Origin of the sequence: Coprococcus sp. AM97-35, from assembly GCF_027697525.1 — a bacterium.
Taxonomy (GTDB): domain Bacteria; phylum Bacillota; class Clostridia; order Lachnospirales; family Lachnospiraceae; genus Allocoprococcus; species Allocoprococcus comes.
Genome location: NZ_JAQESL010000001.1, coordinates 133,328 through 146,014, shown reverse-complemented (window position 1 = coordinate 146,014; position 12,687 = coordinate 133,328). Strand labels below are relative to the sequence as shown.

7 protein-coding genes are annotated in these 12,687 nt (G+C 43.3%); 6 read left to right on the top strand and 1 reads right to left on the bottom strand.

Annotation, left to right across the window (positions count from 1 at the left end):
- Positions 1 to 92: 92 nt before the first annotated feature.
- The 6 genes from PG840_RS00700 (at position 93) to PG840_RS00675 (ending at position 7,666) form a co-directional block, all read left to right on the top strand.
- Positions 93 to 896, top strand: a complete 804-nt coding sequence (locus tag PG840_RS00700; RefSeq protein WP_055296685.1) for a histidinol-phosphatase HisJ family protein — start codon at positions 93 to 95, stop codon at positions 894 to 896.
- A gap of 137 nt (positions 897 to 1,033) precedes the next feature.
- Positions 1,034 to 2,047 (top strand): type I glyceraldehyde-3-phosphate dehydrogenase, encoded by a 1,014-nt coding sequence (gap, locus tag PG840_RS00695; protein WP_008372277.1) that lies wholly within the window; start codon positions 1,034 to 1,036, stop codon positions 2,045 to 2,047.
- Between the two features lie 262 nt (positions 2,048 to 2,309).
- Positions 2,310 to 3,503 carry a phosphoglycerate kinase gene (locus PG840_RS00690; RefSeq protein WP_022220114.1) on the top strand — a complete coding sequence of 398 codons (1,194 nt, stop codon included), beginning with the start codon at positions 2,310 to 2,312 and terminating at the stop codon, positions 3,501 to 3,503.
- A 41-nt stretch (positions 3,504 to 3,544) separates the two neighbouring features.
- Complete coding sequence (gene tpiA, locus PG840_RS00685; protein ID WP_008372272.1) at positions 3,545 to 4,294, top strand: triose-phosphate isomerase; 750 nt, start codon at positions 3,545 to 3,547, stop codon at positions 4,292 to 4,294.
- A 149-nt stretch (positions 4,295 to 4,443) separates the two neighbouring features.
- Positions 4,444 to 5,982: a 2,3-bisphosphoglycerate-independent phosphoglycerate mutase gene (gene gpmI, locus PG840_RS00680; RefSeq protein WP_270205077.1), complete on the top strand. Its 1,539-nt coding sequence runs from the start codon at positions 4,444 to 4,446 to the stop codon at positions 5,980 to 5,982.
- Between the two features lie 379 nt (positions 5,983 to 6,361).
- Positions 6,362 to 7,666, top strand: coding sequence for an aminotransferase (locus tag PG840_RS00675; protein ID WP_055248298.1), 1,305 nt, complete (start codon positions 6,362 to 6,364; stop codon positions 7,664 to 7,666).
- 665 nt (positions 7,667 to 8,331) lie between these two features.
- Here the strand turns inward: PG840_RS00675 and PG840_RS00670 are convergent.
- On the bottom strand, positions 8,332 to 12,573 hold the full coding sequence (locus PG840_RS00670) for a 2-hydroxyacyl-CoA dehydratase (protein ID WP_195368136.1): 4,242 nt from the start codon (positions 12,571 to 12,573) through the stop codon (positions 8,332 to 8,334).
- Between the last annotated feature and the right edge of the window lie 114 nt (positions 12,574 to 12,687).

The window sequence follows — 12,687 nt, the reverse complement described above, 5'->3', positions numbered from 1 at the left end:
TTTGGTATATTGGGACCGTACTGCAATCCAACAAATGATTTGCGGGAAAGCCGGGTGGATTTACACATGAAGAATGACAAGGAGGGGAAATTATGAGAGCGGACTGTCATATGCACACTTATTTTTCCGGAGATTCAGAGGCAAAACCGGAAGATATGGTTCTTGCAGCAATCGATAAAGGACTGGAAGCAATCTGTTTTACGGATCATGAAGATATTGATTATTTTTGTGATGATATTGAATTTGTGTTTGATCCGGAAACCTATTTTAAAGAGCTTGGAGCACTGAAGGAAAAGTATAAAGAGAAGCTGGATATCCGGATCGGTGTGGAGTTTGGACTTCAGCCACACCTTGCGAAGAAAGCAAAAGCATTTACCGCGGCAAATCCGTATGATTTTGTGATCGGATCTATGCATGTGGTTGGTGGGAAGGATCCTTATTATCCTGAGTTCTTTGAGGGAATTTCGGATGAAGAGGCCTACCGGATGGCACTTCAGGAGACAATAGCCGATATCAGGGCTGTAGCGGATTTTGATGTGCTCGGACATCTGGATTATGTGGTACGCTATGGAAAACATCGGGAACAGGAATATTCTTACGGCAGATTTGCGGATGAAATAGATGAAATCCTGCGGTATCTTATTGAACACGGGAAAGGGCTGGAAGTCAATACGGCAGGACTGAAGTATGGCCTTCCTTTTGCACACCCGCATCCGGATGTGTTAAAAAGATACAAAAAGCTGGGGGGAGAGATCATCACCGTCGGCGCAGATGCACATAAACCAGAGCATGTAGGGTATGATTTTAACATAGTTGACAATATTCTCGAAGCATGTGGTTTTAAATATTATGCAGAATTCATAAAAAGGGCCCCGGTTTTCAGAAAAATAAAGTGAAAAAAGGGGATTGAATTTTTGTTCTGAATTTAGTACAATAAATTACAGTTGATAAATCTTAAACAATGATAAGATTTATCAAGAAAAATGTAACTGTTATATACAGTAATACAATTTATCTTTAGGAGGACTAAATCATGGCAGTAAAAGTAGCAATCAATGGATTTGGACGTATTGGACGTCTTGCATTCAGACAGATGTTTGGAGCAGAGGGATTTGAGATCGTAGCAATCAACGACCTTACATCTCCTAAGATGCTGGCTCACTTATTAAAATATGATTCAACACAGGGAAAATATGAATTAGCTGATAAAGTATCTGCTGGAGAAGACTCCATCACAGTAGACGGAAAAGAAATCAAAATCTACGCTAAAGCTAATGCAGCTGAACTTCCATGGGGAGAAATCGGAGTAGATGTAGTTCTTGAATGTACAGGATTCTACACATCTAAAGCAAAAGCTCAGGCACATATCGATGCAGGTGCTAAACACGTTATCATTTCTGCACCGGCAGGAAATGACCTTCCTACAATCGTTTACAATGTAAACCATACACAGCTTACAAAAGATGACGCAATCATTTCTGCAGCTTCTTGTACAACAAACTGTCTTGCACCAATGGCTAAGGCTCTTAATGATCTTGTACCGATCAAATCTGGTATCATGTGCACAATCCATGCTTACACAGGTGATCAGATGACTCTTGACGGACCACAGAGAAAAGGTGATCTGAGAAGATCTCGTGCAGCAGCAGTAAACATCGTTCCTAACAGCACAGGAGCAGCTAAAGCAATCGGACTTGTTATTCCGGAACTTAACGGAAAACTTATCGGATCTGCACAGCGTGTACCAACCCCTACAGGATCTACAACAATCCTTACAGCTGTAGTTGAAGGTGAAGTTACTGTAGAACAGATCAACGCAGCTATGAAAGCAGCTTCTAACGAATCATTCGGATACAACGAAGATCAGATCGTTTCTAGCGATATCGTAGGAATGAGATTTGGTTCTCTCTTCGATTCTACTCAGACAATGGTACTTCCGCTTGACAACGGAACAACAGAAGTACAGGTTGTTTCTTGGTATGACAACGAAAACTCTTACACAAGCCAGATGGTAAGAACAATCAAACACTTCGGAACATTACTTTAATCCGTAACGTTTGTTTGGACAGGCTGAATTGATTCTTACTGGAATATTCCAGAGATAGGCTCAAGCAAGGGTCCGGTCTACATGGACCGGACCCTTTTATTTAACAGGAAATTCTGATGGAGCTTCCTGTTAAATAAAGGGCACTATGTGCTCAAAATGCGTATTCGTGCGAAAACGTAGATTGCCGCAAGCGACTGCGCTCAGCACGGGGATATGCCCGGGCACATCCCATTTAAACGAAATGTAAACAGGAGGCAGGATTATGCTTAACAAAAAATCTGTAGATGATATCAATGTAAAAGGGAAAAAAGTCCTTGTAAGATGCGATTTTAACGTACCTCTGATCGATGGAAAGATCACAGACGAGAACCGTCTTGTTGCAGCACTTCCTACAATCAAGAAACTGATCGCTGACGGAGGAAAAGTAATCCTCTGCTCACATCTTGGTAAACCGAAGGGAGAACCGAAACCGGAGCTTTCTCTTGCACCGGTTGCAGTAAGACTTTCAGAACTTCTCGGACAGGAAGTAAAATTCGCAGCAGATCCTGAAGTAGTAGGACCAAATGCAAAAGCAGCAGTTGAAGCTATGAAAGATGGAGAGGTAATCCTTCTTGAAAATACACGTTACAGAGCAGAAGAAACAAAGAACGGAGATGAATTCTCTAAGGAACTCGCTTCTCTTTGTGATGTATTCGTAAACGATGCATTCGGAACAGCTCATCGTGCACACTGCTCTAACGTTGGTGTTACCAAATATGTTGATACAGCAGTTGTAGGATATCTTATGCAGAAAGAAATCGATTTCCTTGGAAATGCAGTAAACAATCCGGAAAGACCGTTCGTTGCAATCCTTGGTGGAGCTAAAGTTTCAAGCAAGATTTCTGTAATCGAAAACCTGATCGATAAAGTAGACACTCTGATCATTGGTGGAGGTATGTCTTATACATTCAGCAAAGCACAGGGCGGAACCGTTGGAAAATCTCTTCTTGAAGAAGATTACTGTGAATATGCACTGAACATGATTCAGAAAGCTAAAGACAAAGGCGTAAAACTCCTTCTTCCGGTAGACAACGTAATTGCAGATGATTTTTCAAATGATGCAAATATCAAAGTTGTTAAAGCTGGCGAAATTCCGGAAGGATGGGAAGGACTTGACATCGGACCAGAGACAATCAAGATCTATGCTGACGCTGTAAAAGATGCAAAGACAGTTGTATGGAACGGACCTATGGGTGCATTCGAGATGCCGAACTTTGCAAAAGGAACAGAAGAAGTCGCAAAAGCACTTGCTGAGACAGATGCAGTAACAATCATCGGTGGTGGTGATTCGGCAGCAGCAGTTAACCAGCTCGGATACGGCGACAAGATGACTCACATCTCTACAGGTGGCGGAGCTTCCCTTGAATTCCTTGAAGGTAAGGAACTGCCAGGTGTAGCAGCTGCTAACGATAAATAAGCAGCGTCTGTAATTAAGATAAAATAAGGGAGATTATTGCAATGGCAAGAAAGAAAATTATTGCAGGTAACTGGAAAATGAATATGACACCTTCAGAGGCAGTAGAGCTTGTGAATACACTCAAATCTCTGGTTGTGACAGAAGAGGCTGACGTGGTATTCTGCGTACCGGCAATCGATATCATTCCGGTTGTAGAAGCTGCAAAAGGAAGCAACATCCAGGTTGGAGCAGAGAATATGTACTTTGAAGAAAAAGGTGCATACACAGGAGAAATCTCTCCGAACATGCTTACAGATGCTGGTGTTAAATATGTTGTTCTCGGACACTCTGAAAGAAGAGAATACTTCGCAGAGACAAACGAGACTGTGAACAAAAAGATGCTGAAAGCATTTGAACACGGACTTACACCGATCATGTGCTGTGGAGAAACTCTTGAACAGCGTGAACAGGGTGTGACAATGGACTTCATCCGTCAGCAGGTTAAAGTTGGATTCCAGAATGTAACAGCAGATCAGGCTAAGACAGCAGTTATCGCTTATGAGCCAATCTGGGCAATCGGAACCGGTAAGACAGCTACAACAGAGCAGGCTCAGGAGGTTTGCAAAGCTATCCGTGAATGTATCGCTGAAGTTTATGATGAAGCTACAGCAGAAGCAATCCGTATTCAGTACGGCGGATCTGTAAATGCAGCTACAGCACCGGAATTATTCGCTCAGCCGGATATCGATGGTGGACTTGTAGGTGGTGCTTCTTTAAAACCAGATTTTGGTAAGATTGTAAACTGGAAATAGTCAATTATACCAAGGCGCAGGCAGAAATGCCTGCGTTTTTCAGCTGTCAAAGTTTTAACAAGTGCTTGCAAGCATATGTAAAATCATGTACAATATTTAACTGAAAGAGAAATCAAACGCTTTAAGACAAAATGAAGGAGTGTAAGACGATGAGTAAAAAACCAACAGTTTTGATGATCTTAGACGGTTACGGTCTGAGAGATGAAAAGAAAGGCAACGGTATTGCAGAGGCAAACACACCGGTTATGGATAAATTAATGGCTGAATATCCGTTTGTAAAAGGAAATGCAAGCGGACTTGCTGTAGGACTTCCGGATGGTCAGATGGGTAACTCGGAAGTAGGTCATATGAATATGGGTGCAGGACGTATTATTTACCAGGAGCTCACCAAGATCACAAAAGCAATCGATGATGGCGATTTCTTTGAAAATAAGGCACTTCTTGCAGCCTGTGAAAATGCGAAGAAGAACGGTACAGCTCTTCATCTGATGGGACTGGTATCTGATGGTGGTGTACACAGTCACATTACACATATTTATGGAATTTTGGAACTTGCAAAGAGACAGGGGCTGGACAAAGTATATGTTCACTGCTTCCTTGACGGACGTGATACACCTCCGGCATCTGGAAAAGAATATGTTGAACAGTTAGAAGCAAAGATGAAAGAAATCGGTGTAGGTGAAGTTGCAAGTGTTTCCGGACGTTACTATGCAATGGACCGTGACAACCGTTGGGACCGTGTAGAAAAAGCATACGCAGCACTTACACGCGGCGAAGGTGACACAGCAGCATCAGCAACAGAAGGAATCCAGGCTTCTTACGACAAAGAAGTAACTGACGAATTCGTAGTACCATTTGTAGTGACAAAAAACGGTACACCGGTTGCAACTGTAAAAGACGGAGATTCTGTGATCTTCTTTAATTTCCGCCCGGATCGAGCAAGAGAAATCACCAGAACATTCTGTGCGGATGATTTTGACGGATTTGACAGAGGAGAACGTATCAAGACAACTTATGTATGTTTTACAGAGTATGATGAGACAATTCCAAATAAAATGGTTACATTTGTAAAAGAAGGCATCACGAATACATTTGGCGAATTTCTTGCAGCAAACAACATGACACAGGCAAGAATCGCCGAGACAGAGAAATATGCACATGTTACCTTCTTCTTTAATGGTGGAGTAGAAGAACCGAACAAGGGAGAGGACAGAATCCTTGTCAAATCGCCTAAGGTTGCAACTTACGATCTGAAGCCGGAGATGAGTGCATATGAAGTATGTGACAAGCTTGTAGATGCAATCAAAGCGGATAAGTACGACGTAATCGTAATTAACTTTGCAAACCCGGATATGGTTGGCCATACCGGTGTAGAAGCAGCAGTGATCAAAGCAATTGAAGCTGTTGATGAATGTGTAGGGAAAGCAGTTGATGCAGTGAAAGAAGTTGGTGGACAGATGTTTATCTGCGCTGACCACGGAAATGCAGAACAGCTGATCGATGAAGAGACAGGAGAACCATTTACCGCTCATACAACGAACCCGGTTCCGTTCATTCTTGTAAATGCAGATCCTGCATATAAGCTTCGTGAAGGCGGATGCCTTGCAGACATCGCTCCGACGCTGATCGAGCTGATGGGAATGCAGCAGCCAGCAGATATGACTGGAAAATCATTATTAGTAAAATAGTAAATATATTTGCCCGGAATCATGAAAATGGTTCCGGGTGTTTTGTTGTCAGAAGAGCAAAACATACTGCAGGAGAAAAGAAAATATGCTGCATATAAATCTGATCTACTCTTTTTGAAAAGCATCGAAATGGAAAAATGCATGAAATGAAAAACAAAAATTCAAAAAAACATATTTAAATCAACAAAAATCACGATATGTCATATTTATATGCAAGAATTGGTTGACGAAAAATCATTTTTCCTATATACTTACTACTTGTAGTGAGTTTTGATGTTGTCAAAACAGCTGAAAGAAATTGCAGATGGCAGATTTCGGAAGTATAAAGTACGGCAAGAAACACACAATGATTAGTTGATGATTATGGGAGGTTTTCAAGATGACTGCATATAGAGATATGAGTAGAGAAGAACTGCTTGAATTAAAGAGCAGACTGGAAAAAGAATTTGAAGATGTTAAAGGAAAAGGTCTGAAACTGGATATGTCCAGAGGTAAACCGTCCAAAGCACAGCTTGATCTTTCTATGGGGATGATGGATGTACTTAAGAGTACATCAGATCTTGTCTGCGAAGAAGGAGTAGATTGCCGTAACTATGGAGTGATCGATGGAATCAAAGAAGCAAAACAGCTTCTTTCTGATATGATGGAAGTACCGAAGGACAATATTATCATCTTTGGTAACTCCAGCCTGAACGTAATGTATGATACTGTTGCAAGAGCGATGACACATGGTATCATGGGAAGCACCCCTTGGGCAAAGCTTGACAAGATAAAATTCCTGTGCCCGGTACCTGGATATGACAGACATTTTGCAATCACCGAACATTTTGGAATTGAGATGATCAATATTCCAATGACGTCGGATGGACCGGATATGGATCTGGTAGAGCAGTATGTGGAGAATGATCCGGCTGTAAAAGGTATCTGGTGTGTACCGAAATATTCTAACCCACAGGGAATCACTTATTCTGATGAAACCGTACACCGTTTTGCAAAATTAAATCCAGCGGCAGAAGATTTCCGTATTTTCTGGGATAATGCATATGGAATCCATCATTTGTATGAGGATAAACAGGATTATCTGATCGAGATTTTGATGGAATGTAAAAAAGAAGGACATCCGAACATGGTTTACAAATTCGGTTCTACTTCCAAGATCAGCTTCCCGGGTTCTGGTATTGCAGCAATTGCAGCATCCGATGAAAACCTTGCGGAAATCCGCAAGATGATGTCCGTACAGACCATCGGTCATGATAAATTAAACCAGCTCAGACATGCGCGTTTCTTCGGTGATATCCATGGAATGGTTCAGCATATGAAGAAACATGCAGATATCTTAAGACCGAAATTTGACACCGTATTAAGTGTACTGGAAAGTGAGCTTGGCGGACTTGAGATTGGTTCCTGGATAGCACCGCGAGGAGGATACTTTATTTCCTTCGATGCGTTGGATGGATGTGCCAAAGCAATCGTAGCCAAAGCAAAAGAAGCCGGACTGATCATGACAAAAGCGGGAGCAACCTTCCCATACGGAAAGGATCCAAAAGACAGTAATATCCGAATTGCACCGTCCTTCCCGACACCAGAAGAACTGGAAGTTGCAGCACAGGTATTCGTACTCAGCGTAAAACTGGTAAGTATTGATAAAATTCTTGGCGAAAAAGTAGAAGTCGAAGAAGCTTAATATATGTGAGAAAACAGTGGATTTTCCAGAAGGAGAATTCACTGTTTTTTGATGTAAAGGTTGTGGTGGCCGATTGTACAAAAGAAAGTCCTCCAATTCCATTGCGCAAACCATTCCGATGAGCCTCTTAGGGCGGGAAGCGTGTTCAGCAAAGGCTTCCACGCTTCCTGAGTCTCATCTACATTGCGCAAAAAGTGAATTGGAGGACTTTCTTTTGTAAAATCGACCGTTTAACTGTACTGGTAAAAATGACGGTGCTGAATTCGGAGAGAAAAAACTGTAAAGAAAGATGAAGCTTCGATGAAAGATGTGCTTTTTCGATAGTGAGAGAGGGAATTTTATCAATGGGGGAACCTGTGGGAGTGTGTTGAAGAGGGGAGAGTTTAGAATGATATAGGAAAACTATGACATGGGGATAACGGGAAAAGAAAATGCGATTTATGAAGTGATTTGAGAGTCGGATATTACACTAATCTTCCCTTCCGACTGCAATTCCCTAAATCCTAGTTCGCACCATCCAAAAAAATTTTGCATATGTAAAAAAAGTTACCAATACACAGACCAGAGGAATCAAAAATACTCCCCAGTGCAACTGAATGCGTGGGGAGTATTTTTGATTCCTCTGGTCGTTCCATTAGAACCTATATTTTACATATCTAAAATTTCTACATCTTCTTCTGCGCAGTCGAAAGCATCAGTTTGATGCGGTTCAGCTGGTTTACTTCGCTTGCTCCCGGATCATAATCGATTGCAACGATGTTGGATTCCGGATGACGGCGGCGCAGTTCTTTAATAACACCTTTTCCGACTACGTGGTTTGGCAGACAGGCGAAAGGCTGTGTGCAGACAATGTTTGGTGCACCGCTGTGGATCAGCTCCAGCATTTCTCCGGTAAGGAACCATCCTTCACCGGTCTGGTTTCCAAGAGAAACAATTTCTTTTGCCATCGAAGCCAGGTGTTCAATATGTGATGGTGGATCGAAGCGTTTACTTGCTTTTAATGCATCAACGGCAGGCTTGCGGAACCATTCCAGAGCCTTGATTCCGAGATTACCCATGCGGGCGGTTGATTTCTTCATGCCGAGATGTTCTGCTTTAAAGTTTGTATTGTAGAAGCAGTAGAGCAGGAAGTCGGTCAGATCCGGAACCACGGCTTCGGCACCTTCCTGTTCAAGAAGATCTACCAGGTAGTTATTGGCAGCTGGAAGGAATTTAACAAGGATTTCTCCGACAACTCCGACACGTGGCTTTTTGACATCTTTTAATGGAAGAGAATCAAAATCTTCTACGATCTGGCGGCAGAGACGCTTAAACTCGTGTCTGCTTGGATAGCCTTTCTTGATAAATTCGATAACTGTCTTTTCCCATTTCTTATGCATGGTATTGGCAGAGCCTGGAACAGCTTCATATGGGCGGACACGGTACAGGCAGCGCATGAAGAGATCACCAAATATCAGACCATACACACCTTTCAGTACAAGTGGAAGGGTGATCTTGAATCCAGGATTGCTTTCAAGCCCGCTTAAGTTGATTGAAATAACAGGGATGTGTCCGTAACCGGCTTTTTTAAGAGCACGGCGGATAAATCCGATATAGTTGGAAGCACGGCATCCGCCACCGGTCTGCGAAATAATGACAGCCAGGTGGTCGGTGTCATATTTGCCGGAAAGGATAGCCTCCATGATCTGTCCAACTACCATCAGAGACGGGTAGCAGGCATCATTGTTTACATATTTAAGGCCCATGTCAACTGCATGCTTGTTATCATTTTTCAGTACTTCCAGTTTGTAGCCTGCTTCCTGGAAGGCTGGCTCAATCAGTGAAAAGTGGATCGGTGACATCTGCGGACACAAAATGGTATAGGTTTCCTTCATCTCCTTTGTAAAAGGAATTTTTTCGATATTTGCCGGACGAATGGTGCGCTCCATATGCTTCTGCTCGCGGACGCGGATGGCGGCGAGAAGAGAACGGATACGGATACGTGCAGCACCCAGGTTATTAACCTCATCAATCTTAAGAGAGGTATAAATCTTGTCGGAACCGGTCAGAATATCTGCAACAGCATCGGTTGTTACGGCATCAAGACCGCATCCGAAAGAGTTCAGCTGGATCAGATCCAGATCATCTCTTGTCTTTACAAAATTGGCTGCTGCGTACAGTCGGGAATGATACATCCACTGATCCATAACAATCAGCGGACGTTCTACCGGATTCAGATGGGAGATGGAATCTTCCGTCAGAACGGCAAGTCCGTAGGAGGTGATCATCTCCGGGATACCGTGGTTGACCTCCGGATCGTAATGGTATGGACGACCGGCAAGTACAATGCCGCGGGTTCCTGTCTTTTCCATGTAAGCGAGTGTTTCTTCACCCTTTTTGCGGATGTCCTGACGGCATGCAGCAAGTTCTTCCCATGCAGCATGAGCGGCATTTTTGATTTCTTCTGCTGGAAGATTCTTTGCAGAAGTAAATTCACGGACCAGTCCGTCTGTGATTGTCTTTTCGCTTGTGAGGGCGAGGAATGGATTCATGAAATCTACTTCACCGTGTACGATCGGATCCATATTGTTCTTGATGTTCTCCGCGTATGAGGTGACGATCGGGCAATTATAATGATTGTCGGCATCGGCAAATTCACCACGTTCGTATGGTATACAAGGGTAGAAGATAAAGTCTGCACCCTGGTTGATCAGCCACTGTACATGTCCGTGCGCCAGCTTTGCCGGATAACACTCGGATTCGCTCGGAATAGATTCAATACCAAGTTCATAAATCTTATGTGTAGAAGCAGGAGAGAGTAACACATGATATCCCAGTTTTGTGAAGAAAGTAAACCAGAACGGATAGTTCTCATACATGTTGAGAACTCTTGGAATACCAACCGTTCCACGTTTTGCTTCGGATGGATCTAATGGCGTGTAACCAAAATAACGTTCATTTTTATAAGCGAAAAGGTTTGGCACATCACTCTTTGCTTTCTCTTTTCCAAGACCGCGCTCGCAACGGTTTCCGGAAATAAAACGACGTCCGCCACTGAATCTGTTGATGGTCAGACGACAGTTGTTGGTACAGCCGTTACATTTTGCCATTGAGGTTGTATAGGTAAGTTCATTGATTTCATCAATGGAAAGCATGGTTGTATTTTTGCATTCTTTGAAACCATAGCGTTCTCTTGCAATCAGCGCAGCCCCAAAAGCACCCATGATTCCTGCAATATCCGGACGGATTGCCTGACATCCGGCGATGGTCTCAAAGCTTCTGAGTACGGCATCATTGTAGAATGTACCACCCTGTACAACAATTTTTTTACCAAGCTCAGATGCATCGGATACCTTGATAACCTTGAAAAGAGCATTTTTGATAACCGAATAAGCAAGTCCGGCTGAAATATCGGATACTTCAGCACCTTCTTTTTGCGCCTGTTTTACCTTTGAGTTCATAAATACGGTACAACGGGTACCGAGGTCAATCGGATGTTTCGCAAAAAGTGCTTCATGCGCAAAATCCTCTACGGTGTAGTTCAGGGATTTGGCAAAAGTCTCGATAAAGGAACCGCATCCGGAAGAACATGCTTCGTTGAGCTGTACGCTGTCTACAGTCTGATTCTTGATCTTGATACACTTCATATCCTGACCACCGATATCGAGGATACAGTCTACATCCGGTTCGAAGAAAGAAGCGGCGTAATAGTGAGATACGGTTTCAACTTCGCCTTCATCCAGAAGAAGTGCGGCTTTAATGAGCGCTTCTCCGTAACCGGTTGAGCAGGAGTGAACGATCTGTACGCCTTCCGGAAGCTGGCTGTAAATATCCTTGATCGCACCGATGGTCGTACCAAGAGGATCACCGTCATTGCCATGGTAGAAGGAGTACAAAAGAGTACCGTCTTCTCCGACCAGAGCGGCTTTCGTGGTGGTAGAACCGGCATCGATTCCAAGGTAGGCATTACCGCGGTAGCTGGCAAGATCACCAACCGGCACCTGATGCTTTGCATGGCGGTTCTTAAATTCATTGTAATCTGCTTCACTGGAAAAGAGCGGCTGCATACGTTCAACTTCAAAGTCCATTTCAATATGGGCATCCAGCTTTTTCTGCATCTCACCAAGAGAGGTGACTACATCCTTTTTAGAGTTCAGCGCAGAGCCGACGGCTGCAAAAAGATGGGAATACTTTGGTGCGATAATGTGTTCGTCATCCAGCTTGAGAGTACGGATAAACGCTTCTCTCAGTTCAGAGAGGAAATGAAGCGGTCCACCGAGGAAAGCAACATGTCCGCGGATTGGTTTTCCGCAGGCAAGACCACTGATGGTCTGGTTGACGACTGCCTGGAAAATAGAAGCAGACAGGTCTTCTTTGGTAGCACCGTCATTGATCAGCGGCTGGATATCTGTCTTGGCAAATACGCCGCAGCGGGCTGCAATCGTATAAAGTGCTTTGTAATTTTTGGCATATTCGTTCAGACCGGTTGCATCTGTCTGGAGAAGGGATGCCATCTGGTCGATGAAAGATCCGGTACCTCCGGCGCAGATTCCGTTCATACGCTGCTCAATATTTCCATTTTCAAAATAGATGATCTTGGCATCTTCGCCGCCCAGCTCGATCGCTACATCGGTCTGTGGTGCATAATCCTGAAGAGCGGTGGAAACGGCAACAACCTCCTGGACAAAAGGTACGCCAAGATGCTTTGCCAGAGTAAGACCACCTGATCCGGTAATCATTGGAGATACCTTGATCTGACCGAGCTTGTAGATAGCACGACCAAGCAGATCAGAAAGGGTTTCCTGAATATTGGCGAAGTGACGCTCGTAATCAGAAAACAGAACATCATTATTACTGTCCAGAACTGCGATTTTAACAGTTGTAGAACCGATGTCAATCCCCAGGGTATGTAATTCTGTCTGATTCATGATTTAACTACTCCTTATTACAATTAAAAAATTTGTCTGTGTTATTACCTATTAAATGTAGTTTGCAGAGAACTACAGTATCTTACATTATACGACAGAACCAACGAAAATACA